The organism is Umezawaea endophytica (assembly GCF_025061645.1).
Taxonomy (GTDB): domain Bacteria; phylum Actinomycetota; class Actinomycetes; order Mycobacteriales; family Pseudonocardiaceae; genus Umezawaea; species Umezawaea endophytica.
In genome coordinates this window covers 15434-29845 of the sequence record NZ_JANYMP010000009.1, presented here as the reverse complement: position 1 = coordinate 29845, position 14412 = coordinate 15434, and the positions used below count along the sequence as shown (strand labels likewise).

The following is a 14412-nucleotide window of genomic DNA, read 5'->3' as shown; positions in this document are numbered from 1 at the left end:
GTTCGAGCGCCGACTCCCGTCACATCGACGTCATGCCCGCCGCGTAGGCCGAGCCCGACCCGTTCCAGATCGAGCCGTTCCACCAGACGACCGGAATGTTGGACATGGTGAGACGGTCCACGAGCTCCGGGTCCACCGGCCCGGAGAAGACAACGGTCGTGCCGGGCTTGTGGAGTTCGCTCACTTCGACACCGGTGAGGCAGTGGGGTACGACAACGACCGTGTGCACACCGCCGGCCGACTCGGCCGTGAAATCGAGGCCGCCGTGCTCGCGCAGCATGACGAACCCACGGTCCTCGAGGAACCTGCCATACCTGTCCGAAGCCTCCGCAGCGCTCAGTGCGTCCATTCAGCACCCTCCGTGATGATCCCTCGTCGACACCAACAGCAGAACACGTCAAACTTCTGGGTTACGTCGCAAGCGTCCCCCTTCAGGCATCCTGTGAGTCGTGGAAAGACTGCTCAACCATCCGGTGACCCGTGCGACTCGGATCGACGAGGCGGAGGACTCGGTCACCCGAGTGTTCCTGCCGCACCAGATCTCGCCCACAAGCCGCGAAACACGGCTCGACATGCGGCTGAACGCGGTCCGGCTCGGCTCGCTCACAGCCGCCTACCTCGCGTACGGCCAAGAGGTCGACATGCGCACGACCGACGCGGTCGCCTACCACTTCGACATGCCGGTGGAGGGATGTGCGCAGTCGTCGTTCGGACGCAAGTCAGTGGATGCCGGTACCGCCGAGACTGTCGCGTACCCACCGGGTCGGCCCGCGTCGATCAAGTGGAGCGCCGACTGCGCGCAACTGTGCCTCATGGTGGAGCGGGTGGCGCTGGAACAACGGCTCTCGGCCATGCTCGGGCACCAGGTGAACCGGATCGGGTTCGCGACGGCACCGCAGCGGGGCGTACTGGACGTGCTCGCCCCGTTCCTGCGGGAGTTCGAGGGGCCGGAACTGCTGCGCCGCCACCCCCTAGCGGCACGCACGCTGGAACAACTCGTGTTGGACGGCCTCCTGCTCACCCTGCGGCACGATCACCACCAGGACCTGGCGACATCGCGCCGCATTCCACGGGGGCCAGTACGCCAAGCCGTGGAGCTGCTGGAGGAACGACCGCATGAGCCGTCGACCACTACCTCCCTGGCGGCGGCGGTCGCGGTGTCGGCGCGAGCACTGCAGGCCGGGTTCCAGTTGCACACCGGGGCGTCGCCGACAGGGTATCTGCGTGATGTGAGACTGGGCCGGGTGCACAACGACCTCACAGCGGCGACGCCGGGCCTGACCGTCACCGACGCCGCCACCTCCTGGGGATTCGTCCATTTGGGACGGTTCGCGGGCGCGTACCGACAGCGGTTCGGGGAGGCTCCGTCCGAGACGCTCAGAAGAAGCCGCAAACACCAGTGACCCCAAGGGGGCACTGCTCCCGGTGACGAACACGTCAACGTCGCGGGCGACCGCCGACCGGATGTCCCGCGTATCGAGTCCGCCCTCGCACGATTCAAGATCCACACATCCAGTGAAGCGCCTCTGCCTGCCTGGCACTATCCGCCTGACGAATCGTCTTCATCCGCCTCGGAGGTCCCCGACGCACGGTTTCGTAGCTGTGCATCCGTCATCCAACGGTGTTCGCCCGACTGTTGTCCGCAGGGGGCAGCCGGAGGACATCACCACCAGTAGTTGTCCTGGGGTGTGTAGGACTCCTCCAGCGCGCTGATCTCCTCGGCGGTGAGCGCGAGGTCCAGGGCCGCGACGGCGTCCGACAGGTGGTTCGGCTTCGTCGCGCCCACGATCGGGCAGGACACGACCGGCTTGGACAGCAGCCACGCCAGCGCGACCTGCGCCATCGGGACCCCGCGGGCTTCGGCGACCTGCTGGACGGCGTCCACGACCGGCTGGTCGGCGGCCCGGTCGAAGGCCTTGGCCACGGTGTCCGACGACGACCGCGCGGTCTGTTCGCCCCACGGTCGCGCCGCCCTGCCCTTGGCCAGCGGTGAGTACGGGGTCAGGCCGACGCCCTGGTCGAGGCACATCGGGATCATGTCCCGCTCCTCTTCCCGCTTGAGCACGTTGTACTGGTCTTGCATCGCGGAGAACGCCGTCCACCCGTTCACCACGGCGACGTGCTGCATCTTGGCGAACTGCCAGGCCCACATCGACGACGCGCCGAGGTAGCGGACCTTGCCCGCCCTGACCAGGCCGTCCAGGGTGGCCATGGTTTCCGCGACGGGCGTCTCGGGGTCGAAGCGGTGGACGTAGTAGACGTCGACGTGGTCGGTGCCCAGCCGCCGCAGCGAGGCGTCGACCTGTTCGAGGATCGCCTTGCGGGACAGGCCGCTGCCGCCGGGGCCGTCGTGCATCCGCCCGCTGACCTTGGTGGCGAGCACGACATCCTCGCGGCGGGAGAACGTGGTGATCGCCCGCCCGACCAGTTCCTCCGAGGTGCCGCCCTGGTAGACGTTCGCGGTGTCCCAGAACGTGACGCCCAGTTCGACGGCCTGCCGGAAGAACGGGGCCGCGCCGTCCTCGTCCAAGGTCCACCGGTGCAGTCCGGCGGCCGGGTCGCCGTAGCTCATGCAGCCCAGCCCGATCCGGCTCACCTTCAGACCGGTGTCGCCCAACCGTGCGTACTCCACGTCATCGCCTCCGGTTGATGGCGCAGTCAAAAGCAAGTCGGGGCGCGGCTTACTGCTGCTGCCGCACTCGACGTGCGAGACCAGCCTGGCCGATCACCCGAACCGATCGATTATCGGGTCAACGTTTTGTGGCACGTCACTAGAGGAGTTCTCCGAGCAGGCTATCGGGTAGCGGTTCGTCCGCTTCCTGAAGTCGACCGAGTCGATCGGTGTCGGTGATGAGACCGGCGGTAGGAAGATCCGAACCAGAGCGCCCAGCGATCCGCTCCCGGCCCGCACGGCGGACTCGGCGGCGCGGTGGCCGCACTTCCCCCGCCTCCTGCGCCCCGGATACCGGAATGAGCGACCGGCGCAGGCTTGGTTGATCTTGTAAGTCGTGGTTGGCCCGCCTGAGCCTGACCGAATGTTCGCCACGCCAGACGTAGGTCGCAGGCTGCGGTGCTCAGTGCGACGAAAAGGTGACCAGCCCAATCCTGCTCCACGACATGGCTCCCGGTGGTGCTGAAGCAAAGGTGGGCCGTCGGTCGGGCACGGGCCCGACCGACGGCAACGGACCGGCCCTCAGGGGTGCAGCACGACCTTGGTCCACCCCTTTTCCCGTCGGTCGAAGTTGCGGTATGCCTCGGGTGCCCTGTCGAGTGGTAGTTCGTGGGAGACGATGAAGCCCGGGTGTGCCCTTCCGCCCGCGATCAGATCCCGCAGTGCGCGGTTGTACTTCTTCACCGGACACTGCCCGGTGCCGATCGTCTGCCCCTTGAACCACATCATCCCGAAGTCCAACGCCAGCTTGCCCTCGGCCTCGAGCTCGCCTGCCCGCTGCTTCTCCCGGCCTCCGGGGTCGCTCGGGACGAACACCCCGACGCAACCGATCTTCCCGGTGAACCGAACAGCGTCGATCAGTGTGTTGAGGGTCAGGGCGCCGTCCTCGTTGCCCTGCGGGTCGTGGGCCTGGTACCCGACGCACTCGCAGCCGTTGTCGGCACCGAGTCCGAGCGTGGCGTCCTTGATGACCTCGACCGGGTCCTGCGCGGAGTCGTCAATCGGGATGGCGCCGATCTTCTCCGCGAGCGCCAACCGGTCCGGGTGCCGGTCCACGACCCATACCCGGCCAGCGCCCTTGAGGATCGCGGAGTAGGCGGCCATCAGCCCGACCGGGCCGCCACCCATGATCACCGTCTGATCACCGGGCTTGACCCCCGCCATCTCGGTGGCGTGGTAACCGGTGGGGAAGATGTCCGCCAGCATCACGTAGTCGGTTTGGCGCTCGGCGGCGTCCTCGCCCAGGCGCAGGGCCATGAAGTCGCCGTACGGCACACGCAGCAGTTCGGCCTGCCCGCCCTGGTAGGGACCCATGTCGGCGAACCCGAAGGCCGCCCCGGCGAAGGACGGTTCGGGCTGCATGGTGAGGCAGTAGTTGGTGAGGCCGCGTTCGCAGTTCTTGCAGAACCCGCAGGAGACGTTGAACGGCAACACGACGTACTCGCCGACCTTCACCTTGCGCACGGCGTCCCCGACCTCGACGACCTCGCCCATGTTCTCGTGGCCGAAGGTCCGCCCGGTCTCGAAACTCGTCCGGCCCTCGTACATGTGCAGGTCGGATCCGCAGATGTTGGTGGTGGTGATGCGGACGAGGATGTCGTTCGGGTCCTCGATCCGGGCGTCCGGCACATCGGTGACGGCGATGTCCTCCGGGCCCTGGTACACGACTGCCTTCATGGCGATCCTTTCCGGTGCGGTCGGTGGTGTTGCACGTCCCGGTCCGCGTTCCATGCTGCGGGTGGGATCAGCGACACCGCTTCAGCCCGGCAGGGCGAAGTCTGGGGCCGCGAGCCGGTCCAGGAGGCGCCTGGCACCGGAACACCGCGGACGCACCTGTCCTCCTTCTCCTCGAACAGGCGGCCGGAGCCGAGATCGAACGGCTCGATGCGCATCTGCACTGCCTGGCGAACTCGCCAGGACCGTCGTGATCGGAGCGGTAGGTGACCTGGGCGAAGGCGGTCCGCCAGCGCTGTCCGGTCCGGCCGGAGTGCCTGCACTCGGCCCAGTTCCACGCGTCGAACGACGGGGTCTGGGGAGGGCTCGACGTGCACGAACGCCGCGAGCTCCGCCGGGGCCGGGCCGGGAGCGCTGAGCAGGGCGCGGGGTGATCCTGGCCCGGCACGCCCAACGACACCCTCCGGATCCGGCCTGACGGGCCGATGCGTGTACCCGCCCGCATCCCCCATGCTCGGTCCCCACAGAGATCGAGAACCAGAGATCGAAGGAACCCGAGGAGAGCGACATGTCGGTAACCGTGGGACTGCTGGTAATGCTGGAGGCGCTGCCGGGCAAGGAGACAAACGTCGAGGAGTTCCTCACGGCCGGTCGCTCACTGGTCGCGGACGAACCGGCCACCGTGGCCTGGTTCGCCCTCAAGCTCGGACCGACGACGTTCGCGATCGTCGACTTCTTCCCCGACGACGCCGGCCGCACGGCCCACCTGCAAGGCAAGGTCGGACAGGCGCTCGGAGCAAGGGCCGACGAGCTCTTCGCGAAGGCGCCCGACATCGCGCAGCTCGACGTCGTCGCGTCGAAGCTGCCGTGAGCAGGGAAGGGCGGTGGTGGGCGGGCGCCCTATCCGTTCAGGATCCGCCAGGCACGGGACGCCACGTGCAGGTTCAACCGGCTCTCGACAGCGCCCAGGTCGTGCCCGGTCAGCTCGCGGATGCGGCCCAGCCGGTAGCGCAGGGTGCTGCGGTGGATGGTCAGTGCGCCCGCGGTGGCGTCGTAGTTGCCGCCGCACTCGTAGTACTGCCACAACGTGGCGACGAGTTCGGACCGGTTCGCTGAGTCGTAGTCGATGAGCGGCCCGAGCCATTCCCTGACGAACTCCCGTACCTCCCCGTCGCCCGCGCCTGCCACGAGCAGCCGGTAGATCCCCAGTTCGTCGAAGGTGGTCGCACCACCGGCCCCTACGGCCGCCCTCCTGACCTCGAGTGCGCGCACGGCCTCGGAGTAGGACCGCGGAAGCTCCGCCGGTTCCGCGCACGGCCGGCCCACACCGATCGACCCGTTAGGCGACCGCACCAGCAACGCCACGGCGTGGTGCAGTTCCGTCCACGGCGGATGCCCACCGACCGGATCCGGTCGCGGCACCAGCAGCACCGCCGCGCCTCGCTGGCGGGTGGTCAGCATGGCCGCTCCCAGCACCTGGGTCGCGGCCCGGCTCAGAGCGGTGACCACCTCCTCGTCATCCACCGGGCCCCACCGCGCGACCACCACCTGGTGCGGTTGATGCAGGTCGTGCCCGATGGCCGCCGCGCGTGCCCAAGCGCTCTCGTTGTCGACCCCGTTGAGCAGGTCGTCGACGAGATCCCGGCGCAACCGCACCTCGGCGTCGGCCATTGCCCGCTGATGGGCCAGCTCCACGGCCAGCACGACCGCGCCGTGCTCAAGGGCGAAGATGTCCCGCTCCTGGGCCTGGTTACCGGGATCGACCACACTGAGCACGCCCAGCACCTCGTCACGTGGCTGGGCGACCGCCACGATCCGATCGCGGTGCCGCACGGCCCGCCCGCTGCGCCCGACCCTGGTCAGCAGGTCGGCTCTGATCCGCGGTTGCGGCCCCGGGTAGGTATGCGGGCGACCCGGCCCGGCCCAGGCGAGAAGATTGCCGAAGCGGTCCTCGACCACGACGGCCAACCCGGTGAGGTCGTGCACCGCGTCGGCGATCCCGGCCGTACCGCCTCTGTGGGCCGCCACGCGGGTGAGGACCTCGTGGATCCGCTGACGCTGCTGCAGGTCCGCCACGGCGCCCTGAAGCTGCTCGTTGGTCGACTCGAGCCGTGTGTTGAGCTCACCCAACTCCATGGCGCTGGCCCGCTCCCTGCGGTGCAGGCCCGCGCTGACCAGGGCCGCTCCGGTCAGCTGGGCCAGCGTCGTCAACAGGAATCGCCGGTCGGGCGAGGGCTCCTGATCGGCCGAGACGACCAGGTAGCCGGTGTGCCCGCCAAGCGCCCGCATCGGAAAGGCGCAAGACCAGGCGACTCCGGGTATCTCGACGGTGCCGTCCGCGCCGGCGAGCTCGATCAGCGGGGTGATGAGGCGGCTGTCACCGTCCGAACTGTGCATCCCGGCCTCATCCACCCGGTACGAGCCCTGCGCGCGGAATGGACCCAGAGCGCCGACCGAGCTGACCGCCAGCCGCAGGATGTCCTGCTCCTCGGTTCGATCGAACATGACCATCGCAAGCGCGAACATGCTGGAGACGTTCGACATCTGGGAGCGAAGCGCGACCAGATGCTCTCGATCGTCCATCACGGCTCCCCAACCGAACGGCTGACGCGGCCCCGGCTGGCCAGCGGCCATGTGCGGCACACTACTCGGCTGCGGTCGATTGGAATGTCTTCAGCGGCTCGCTGGTACGAATAACCGGGTTCCATCAGCATGGCCGCATGTCCCGTCCGGAGCGGTGATCCGTCATTGTGCTCGGGTCCGCCGTCCGGGGCGGTCCGGTCACTCGAACGGTACCGAAAGCGACAGCGTGACCCGGCCAGGGCTGCGCTCGACCACGATGGCGGACCGGGCCTCGTGCGTGTTCGTCCTCGCGGTCCGGCTCGCCAGCCGCAGCCGCTGCGGGTTCGGCTGCGGGGCGGTCCCGCCGGGCGCTCCGCTGCGGGCGATGTGGCACATCAACCGTCCCGGCTCCTCCCAGAGGTCGAACGTGCCGTCGCTGCCCATCACGACGGTCGCAGCCTCCAGCGCCACGCTGTGGCCGAACCGTTCGGCCACGTCCTGCGCCACCCAGCGGGTGGCCAGCGCACGGGCCAGCGTGATGAGGACATCGAGCGCGGTCCCGTCGATCCGGGCATGGGCCCAGAACGGCTGGTGGCTCGTGTCGTCGCCGAGGGAATCATCAACGGGGCGCGGCGGCATCGCCGATCAGCTCGTTCGCTTCGGCAGCCGAGAAGTGCTCACTCTCCATGAAGTACGGGTTGGTCAGGACCACACCGTTCATCCACACCCTCGGGTGCGCTCGCACGATCGGGACGATCACGTCGCCGTCGAACCTGTCCAGGTCGTACATGCACCCGGTCACCTGGGGGTGGCGGCGGGCCCAAAGGGTGAACCGGGTTTCGTAGCGGGCCAGGTCCATGACAAAGCCGGGAGCATCGACGAGCGGCTTGGCCCAGCTCATGTCCGCGATGATTCGCGCATAGGCCACGCCGTCGCGCTCGTAGGTCGTTGTTCCCCAGTCTTCCCAGAACTCCAGCATCCGGTCGGACACGAACTCTCCGCCGCGCACATGGCTTCCATCCGGACCGATGAACTCGAGCCGACCCAGGCCTTCGAATGTCACACCCGCTGCGGCCTGCTCGGTGCGATCGGACACCGCCGTCGCGATCCTTCGGGCGTTGTCAGGCGCGATCATGCAGTAGCACCGGTCACCGGCGCGGACGCCTTCGGCGAGGAAGGCCACCATCAGCTCGTCCCGCTGTTCGTCACCTCGGTACAGGAGACACATGTGATCATGTGTGCGCACCGGCAAGCCACCGATGGTGGCGGATTGCTCGACAGTGGACCTGTCGTGACCGGATGCCACGGGCACCGACCTCCTTGGTCTACTACATCGGTGCAGAAAGTTGTAGTCGTTCAGCTCCGGCCGCGCATCGGCCCGGCAGGCCCAAATTACCGGGTCGGGCAACCATCGGCGCGCCGAAGTCTGCGGCACGAAGCCATCTCAGGTTCGCCCCTGGATCGTCGTTGACGTCCTCATGTGTCCTCGGAGATCGAGCGGAGCCAGCCCGATTCACGCCGCTGAGTCGAAGCACGAGACGGACCGACCCCGTGATGCCGACCCGATGACGGTATTCGGCCAGATCGACTCGCGGCTCGCACAGCTCGGCATCAGCGGTATGCGACGCGCCCGTACAGCACGAAGAGCTGACGCTGACAAGTGTGATGTGGTGCGGGTGGTCAAGCGGTCATCCGCGTCAAAGGCTGCCGGTACCACCACAGGGTTGAGGCAGGAATCGCCGCTCACACCGTTCCCGATGCGGCCTTGACGCTCTCGGCGTGATCTCGACCAGCACGACCAGACAACGCACTACCAAGCGGCGGCATCCGGATTCAGTGCGCCAACATGTGAACTTTTCGGTAGAACACACCTACAACGGACCAAGATCAGGCCGTCCACAGGCCGTCACAGGTCCAAAACGACCGGTTCCAGCCGGATGCGACCGGACTGAACCAGCAGGTCAGCGGCCTGATGTCACGAGTCGCCGCAGGTCAGAATCACGCCTGGTCACAACACCATGTTAGGACGCTAGGTCCGCAGGTCGCGGAACGAGCGGTGATGTCCACCGGAACCGGGTGGCTCACCACTTCGTCCTGGGTGCTCACGTCGACCAACAGGTCAGGCTGCCCGGCAAACTCCGTCATCGCCTGGTCTCCTGTCAGGAAGTGACTGCGACCGGACCCGCTGCCGCTGAAGTCGGAACGGTCCGCACAATCTTGTTGGCGCGCAACAATCTCAGACCGTTAGCGATGATCATCAACGCATACACCTCGTTGACGAAAACGCCTTGGGTGAGGGTGAACGCACCGGTCAGTGCGGCTGCCACCATGACGACGATCGCCGTCAGTGACAGCACAATGTTCTGGTTGATGATCCGGCGGGATCGTCGCGCAAGTGCTACCGCGTAGGGGAGTTTGGTCAGATCATCGGCCATCAGCGCGATGTCCGCGGTCTCCAGTGCGACATCCGTGCCCACCGCGCCCATGACCACCGCGACATCGGCCGTAGCCAGGGCGGGCGCGCCGTTGACACCGTCGCCAACCATCGCGACCGTGCCTGCTTGGTCGCGGATCGACTTGATAGCGGCGCTCTTCTCCTCCGGCATGAGTTGGGTTCGCACGTTGGTGATGCCGAGTCGTCCCGCGATGGCATCGGCGATCTTCTGGCGGTCACCAGTGAGCATCGTGGTGTGGGTGATGCCGAGGTCGCGCAGTCATTGGATCGCGATCGTTGCGTCAGGGCAGAGTTCGTCGGCGACTCCGAGCAGGCCGATCTTCTGACGATCGGCGGTGACCACGACCGGGGTGGCTCTAGCAGACTCGATCGCGGCCAACGCGTCGACCGCCTCTTGGTCGTCGCCTAGGTCGCTCGCCCTTCCGACGGCGATGACACGACCTCCGCAGTGGCTTGTGCTCCTAGGCCTGCGATCACCTGGACGTCCGCTGCGGGGCGGACGGCGAGATCGCGGGCTCGGGCGGCTCTCGCGATCGCTTCAGCGATGGGATGGGTTGCCGCGGCCTCGACCGCGGCGGTGAGCCGCAGGAGTTCGTTCGCGTCGGTTCCGTGCAGCGGGTGGACCTCGACGAGAACTGGACGTCCGAGGGTGAGAGTGCCGGTCTTGTCGAACGCGACGGCTTTCAGCCGTGCCAGGCTTTCCAGGTAGGTGCCGCCCTTGATCAGCACTCCGTCACGGGCGGAGCGGGTCACCGCGGACACGACGCTCACCGGGACGGACAAAGACCAGTGCGCAGGAGCAGGACACGATCAGCACGACCAACACGCGGTAGAACGCCTCAGCGAAGGTGAGTCCGAACGTCAACGGTCCGAGCACGGTCATCAGTATGGCTACGGCGATCATGAACGGTGTGTAGCAGCCCGCGAACTTGTCGGCTAAGCACTGAGCCGCTCCCCTGTTCTGCTGTGCTTCCTCGACCTCGCGGATCACCCGTGCGAGCACGGTGTCCTCGAACGCCTTCTCCACCCGGACGCGCAAGGCGGCGTGGCCTGAGGGTGCCGCCGTAGACGGTCTCGCCGCGAGCGGCTTCCACGGGCATCGACTCGCCGGTGATGGCGGAGGCATCGACCCATGAAGTCGCGTCGGTCACGGTGCCATCGGTGGGTAGCCGAGAACCCGGCCGGACCAGCACGATGTCGTGCCGCAACCAATGCGTGGACACTCCCAATCAGCACGGCGCAGACAGTCCGGTCGCGGGTCTCTGCGGCTGCACGCAAGGCCGATCTCCAGCTAGACCGCGGCAAGACCTCCGGATCCATCCCCGGACTCCTTATAACGCGGCTCCTCGCCGAAGAACTCTCGCCAGCCCTTCGCCGTCTTCAAGCGCCGGACCAGCTTGTTCACGAACGCCTTCGTGTACCCGTAGTCCTTATGCATCTCGTCGTACAAACAGTAACGCTCATCTGTGCGCTCAGGGTGCTCCGAACCAACGCACGGCCTCACTTCGAGTTTTTGCCAGGCCTTGATGAAGTGAGCGCGGTGGAAGATGAAAGGAAGTTCGGCAGCGACCTCCTGGACCACGCGGTTGGGCTTCATGAGTTCCAGGTTGACCACGCCGCGGCGCTGCTCACGAACAACGACCAAGCCCTTTCTGCCGAGCGTCTCCACTGCACTTTTTTGATCTTCGGTCATGTCGTCGTACCTGGTGAACTGCACCGCCAAGGCTTCCGGGTCACGAGGTACCAGCTCGTTCACGAGCCGGAGTCGCAGCTCGTAGCGCCGGTCGTTGACGATCTCGTCCGCCAGGCCCGAGTGGTACTCGGCCATGAACGTCTTCAGCTGTGCCGGCAGTGCGGCTCTCAGCCGGAGAAGCGTCGCCTCGCCGGGGTCAGTGAAGCTGCCGATGAACACCGGGAACCGCAAGCTGGTCGCTAAGGTCGCCTGCGGTCCGAACTGCGCCACGAGCTCTTCCTCGTAGTTGAGCAGGTGCGCTTGAGCGAACCCGCCGAGAGCAGCCTGCAGGCTCAGTTGCGACCGTGAGGCATACCGGTGCTCGATCTTGTTGCGCAGCGCGATGAAGAATTCGACGTTGCTTCGCACCGGATCGGTTCGTGGCCAGCGTTCCGCAGCGCACCGAGCCAACTCCCAGCATTTCGGTTCACCGTCCACTTTCTCCAGACGCCTTGGTAGATCGCGTCTCCAGTAGCGGAAGTCGATGTCGTCGCGGGCGAAGACGGCGTGCAGTAGGTAAAGGTAGGCAAGGTGCATGTGCACGACGAAACCTTCGAAGGCACGGGCCTCAGCAGGGTCGTTGTAGAGCCTGGCGGCCAAGAATGCCTCGGATCTTGAGGCGTCGATCATGGCCCAGAACTTCTTCGGTCGAGGCATCCATGCCTCCCTCGCTCCGCGCTGCCTGTGCTTGATTAGCGCCGATTGGCGCCAACGCGTTACTCCACACGCGAAGGAGGCCAGTGGTTGCACCCGATCGGGTCAAGGCAGGCGTCTTGTAACTGCATGACTGAAGGCTTAGCTCAGCGGTCCGCGCCGAAGCAGCGAGACCCCCTCTTGTCACTGGCGAAGGGCCCGTTCTCTCAAGAGACACCTTCATGTTCTCTCACGGTGACATCACTGCTTGAACAGGCAACGCTGAAGGCCGCGAAATACAGTCACTCGCAACTTGCTCCAGCGATTAGTCTCGGCCGATGCTCAAAGACGTTGACGAGTCGGAGGCACGTGACGTCCGCGCCCTGCTCACCACACTGGACGAGATCAAGCCGTGGCTGAAGGCAATAACGTCCGAAGAGCCGTCGCGCGCGTGGGAGGTCCGCCCCCACAGTCCCCTGGCCACCGATGACAGGCGCACACATCCGTACCGAGTGAGCCACCGGGCTTGGATGGCGATGTCGACCGCAGTCGACTTCCTTCACTGCCTGCAACGCAGCCTGGCTCAGGAATTCGACAACCGCGTCGACGTCCGACTGCACTCCTACGCACAGATGGGTCTGATCCGTGGCGCCGTGGAGAACGCTTGCTGCTCGGCCCTCCCCGACGAGAACGAGTGCTCAACCGGCTGGCGCTCGAATGGCAAGAACTGAAACCGGCCTACCGGCTTCGCGAACTGACGGGGAACTCTCCTCCACGAACCATCGAGCAACGCCAACAACAACTGATCGAGTTGCTGCTGGCAGCCGAGCAAGAGCACGCCAGCGATGTCGACCAACGCATCGCTGTCGACGCGCGGGCTGCGACCAAAGCCCTGCGAGGCTTCGACTACGTGACCATGGTGAAGAGAGCAGGTGACTTGACCCCCGGTGTCGGGGCAGACCTGAGCGAAACCACGTGGCGCATGTGCAGCGCCTTCGCCCACGGCGATTCGAGCGCCACGACCGGCCTCCTCTCCAAAGACGTCGTCGAGCAGTCCGCACCAGGCATCAAGCTCGTTCGCACATCGATTGAGGTCGGCCTCATGGTCAGCGCGTCCATGATCGCCACCAAGCTCACCGCCAACGCCTTCCGGCTACTCGAACACCGTCGATATTCTCCGTTTCACTGAACTCGAACATCGTTGACGTCGCACTGCGATGCCAACCAACCCGGACACCCTTCGCCAAGCTGTCGCCGCCCTGCTCACCCCGCTGGGATTCGAACCTGCGCACCCGTTAGGTGGCCAGAACGTTGGCGCAGATGAGGTTCGTTCACGTCGGTTCACGCCAACGGGTGACATTTTCGGCGCTGTTGCGGCGGATCACCCGTTCGGGGTGACCACATTTGCCCGCTGGCAAAATTCTGGAGCGGCTCGCTCCTTCTTCGCTCCTTCTGCGGCCCTGTTGATGTTGAAAACAGGGCCTGCAAGCGATCATGCGAAGATCGTTATTAGCGCACGAAAAAGCCCGCTGACCTGGGCTATTACCCAGAATCAGCGGGCTGATTCAGACCGTCGGGACGACAGGATTCGAACCTGCGACCCCTTGACCCCCAGTGCCGCCCGATTAAGTGCGCGACCTGCGAAAACACTGGACCCGCAGGTCGCGGCGGTGCCGTTGGAAGCTGTTGAGTACAGTTCCGTGCCGTTGCCGCGCCTTGAATTCTCCCATTTGACTCCCACTCCCGTATAAAACCGGCGATTACCCACAGGCACCATGCTCGTCGAGCATCACCACATCGATGACAGGTGCCACCACCATCGTCAACACACTCAAAGCCCTTAAACGGGGCTTGGTCTCAAGTGGTGGACGCGTCACTGGCTCCGAGCAGCAATTCGTCCAACTTGTAGCGTGGCGACTTCCAGCCGAGTGTCTGCCGCGGACGGTCGTTGAGCTCCGCCGCCACCGCGTCCAACTCGGCCTGGGAATACCCCGACAGATCGGTTTCCTTCGGAAAATACTGGCGAAGAAGACCATTGGTGTTCTCATTGGCCCCCCGCTGCCACGGCGACCGGGGATCACAAAAATAGACCGGCATCCCGGACCTCACCGTGAACTTCTCATGCGAGGACAACTCCTTCCCCTGATCCCAGGTGAGACTGTCGCGCAGAAACCGGGGCAGCGTCTCCATCTTGGCCGCCAACAAATACGCCACTCGTTCCGCGGACCGGTCGTACGGGATCCGGACCAACATGACGAACCGGGTCTGCCGTTCGACCAGCGTCGCGATCTGGGATTTACACCCCTTGCCCAGAATCAGGTCGCCCTCCCAGAAACCGGGAACGGCGCGATCATCGGCCTCCTTCGGCCGTTCGCTGATGCTGACCATCCCGGCGATCCGCCCCCTGGCCGCCACCGGACGCGGCGGGACGATCCGCCGCGTCCGGCCGGTCCGCAACGCCAGGCTCAGCTGAGTGCGCAACTCGCCTTTCGCCTGGAGGAACAGCGCCTGATAGATCGTTTCATGGGACACGCGCATACTCATATCGCCGGGGAAAAGATCGGTGAGACTACCGCTGATCTGCTGCGGGGACCACTTCTTGCCGAGGCCTTCGTTCACGGCGTCATGAAGTGCCCTGTTCGCTTCCAACTTCCGCGGCTTCGGTCGTTTCCGGCAGGCAGCGGA

At 65.9% G+C, this 14412-nt stretch carries 17 protein-coding genes and 1 pseudogene; 6 read left to right on the top strand and 12 right to left on the bottom strand.

Annotation, left to right across the window (positions count from 1 at the left end):
- Window positions 1–19 precede the first annotated feature (19 nt).
- A complete protein-coding gene (locus tag NZH93_RS19945) occupies window positions 20–349 on the bottom strand; it encodes a hypothetical protein (protein ID WP_259624645.1) in 330 nt (109 codons plus the stop codon).
- A 100-nt stretch (window positions 350–449) separates the two neighbouring features.
- Here NZH93_RS19945 and NZH93_RS19940 point away from each other — a divergent pair, with 100 nt between their 5' ends.
- Window positions 450–1403, top strand: a complete 954-nt coding sequence (locus NZH93_RS19940) for an AraC family transcriptional regulator (RefSeq protein ID WP_259624644.1) — start codon at window positions 450–452, stop codon at window positions 1401–1403.
- Between the two features lie 260 nt (window positions 1404–1663).
- Here NZH93_RS19940 and NZH93_RS19935 read toward each other — a convergent pair whose 3' ends face one another.
- Together NZH93_RS19935 and NZH93_RS19930 are read right to left on the bottom strand one after the other, a co-directional pair.
- Window positions 1664–2632 (bottom strand): aldo/keto reductase, encoded by a 969-nt coding sequence (locus NZH93_RS19935; RefSeq protein ID WP_259624643.1) that lies wholly within the window; start codon window positions 2630–2632, stop codon window positions 1664–1666.
- A 561-nt stretch (window positions 2633–3193) separates the two neighbouring features.
- Window positions 3194–4348: a glutathione-independent formaldehyde dehydrogenase gene (locus NZH93_RS19930; RefSeq protein WP_259624642.1), complete on the bottom strand. Its 1155-nt coding sequence runs from the start codon at window positions 4346–4348 to the stop codon at window positions 3194–3196.
- Window positions 4349–4611: 263 nt separating this feature from the next.
- On the opposite strand from NZH93_RS19930, the gene NZH93_RS19925 reads away from it, so the two are divergent.
- Together NZH93_RS19925 and NZH93_RS19920 are read left to right on the top strand one after the other, a co-directional pair.
- Window positions 4612–4779, top strand: coding sequence for a WhiB family transcriptional regulator (locus tag NZH93_RS19925; protein ID WP_259624641.1), 168 nt, complete (start codon window positions 4612–4614; stop codon window positions 4777–4779).
- A gap of 134 nt (window positions 4780–4913) precedes the next feature.
- Window positions 4914–5216 carry a putative quinol monooxygenase gene (locus NZH93_RS19920; RefSeq protein ID WP_259624640.1) on the top strand — a complete coding sequence of 101 codons (303 nt, stop codon included), beginning with the start codon at window positions 4914–4916 and terminating at the stop codon, window positions 5214–5216.
- A 29-nt stretch (window positions 5217–5245) separates the two neighbouring features.
- Here the strand turns inward: NZH93_RS19920 and NZH93_RS19915 are convergent, their stop codons facing one another.
- The 4 genes from NZH93_RS19915 to NZH93_RS19900 form a co-directional block, all read right to left on the bottom strand.
- On the bottom strand, window positions 5246–6928 hold the full coding sequence (locus NZH93_RS19915) for a PucR family transcriptional regulator (RefSeq protein WP_259624639.1): 1683 nt from the start codon (window positions 6926–6928) through the stop codon (window positions 5246–5248).
- A 198-nt stretch (window positions 6929–7126) separates the two neighbouring features.
- A complete protein-coding gene (locus NZH93_RS19910) occupies window positions 7127–7546 on the bottom strand; it encodes a hypothetical protein (RefSeq protein ID WP_259624638.1) in 420 nt (139 codons plus the stop codon).
- Window positions 7527–8219 carry an MEDS domain-containing protein gene (locus NZH93_RS19905; RefSeq protein WP_259624637.1) on the bottom strand — a complete coding sequence of 231 codons (693 nt, stop codon included), beginning with the start codon at window positions 8217–8219 and terminating at the stop codon, window positions 7527–7529. The genes NZH93_RS19910 and NZH93_RS19905 overlap by 20 nt, the downstream gene beginning before the upstream one ends.
- 847 nt (window positions 8220–9066) lie before the next feature.
- Window positions 9067–9591, bottom strand: a complete 525-nt coding sequence (locus NZH93_RS19900) for an HAD-IC family P-type ATPase (protein WP_259624636.1) — start codon at window positions 9589–9591, stop codon at window positions 9067–9069.
- A 6-nt stretch (window positions 9592–9597) separates the two neighbouring features.
- On the opposite strand from NZH93_RS19900, the gene NZH93_RS19895 reads away from it, so the two are divergent.
- Window positions 9598–9771, top strand: coding sequence for a hypothetical protein (locus NZH93_RS19895; protein WP_259624635.1), 174 nt, complete (start codon window positions 9598–9600; stop codon window positions 9769–9771).
- On the opposite strand, the gene NZH93_RS19890 is transcribed toward NZH93_RS19895, so the two are convergent.
- The 4 genes and pseudogenes from NZH93_RS19890 to NZH93_RS19880 form a co-directional block, all read right to left on the bottom strand.
- Window positions 9768–10124, bottom strand: a complete 357-nt coding sequence (locus NZH93_RS19890) for an HAD family hydrolase (protein WP_259624634.1) — start codon at window positions 10122–10124, stop codon at window positions 9768–9770. The two genes, NZH93_RS19895 and NZH93_RS19890, sit on opposite strands and share 4 nt — an antisense overlap.
- Window positions 10096–10401: a P-type ATPase actuator domain-containing protein gene (locus NZH93_RS19885; protein ID WP_259624633.1), complete on the bottom strand. Its 306-nt coding sequence runs from the start codon at window positions 10399–10401 to the stop codon at window positions 10096–10098. Before NZH93_RS19885 ends, NZH93_RS19890 begins: the two co-directional genes overlap by 29 nt.
- A gap of 25 nt (window positions 10402–10426) precedes the next feature.
- Window positions 10427–10555, bottom strand: a pseudogene (locus tag NZH93_RS51270) (P-type ATPase actuator domain-containing protein); the annotation flags it as partial.
- Between the two features lie 98 nt (window positions 10556–10653).
- Window positions 10654–11751 carry a DUF3644 domain-containing protein gene (locus tag NZH93_RS19880; RefSeq protein ID WP_259624632.1) on the bottom strand — a complete coding sequence of 366 codons (1098 nt, stop codon included), beginning with the start codon at window positions 11749–11751 and terminating at the stop codon, window positions 10654–10656.
- A gap of 314 nt (window positions 11752–12065) precedes the next feature.
- Here NZH93_RS19880 and NZH93_RS19875 point away from each other — a divergent pair, with 314 nt between their 5' ends.
- Window positions 12066–12458, top strand: coding sequence for a hypothetical protein (locus NZH93_RS19875; RefSeq protein WP_259624631.1), 393 nt, complete (start codon window positions 12066–12068; stop codon window positions 12456–12458).
- On the top strand, window positions 12422–12916 hold the full coding sequence (locus tag NZH93_RS19870) for a hypothetical protein (protein ID WP_259624630.1): 495 nt from the start codon (window positions 12422–12424) through the stop codon (window positions 12914–12916). Before NZH93_RS19875 ends, NZH93_RS19870 begins: the two co-directional genes overlap by 37 nt.
- Before the next feature lie 668 nt (window positions 12917–13584).
- Here NZH93_RS19870 and NZH93_RS19865 read toward each other — a convergent pair.
- Window positions 13585–14412: IS30 family transposase (locus NZH93_RS19865; protein ID WP_259624629.1), on the bottom strand; the 828-nt coding region annotated here is incomplete at its 5' end.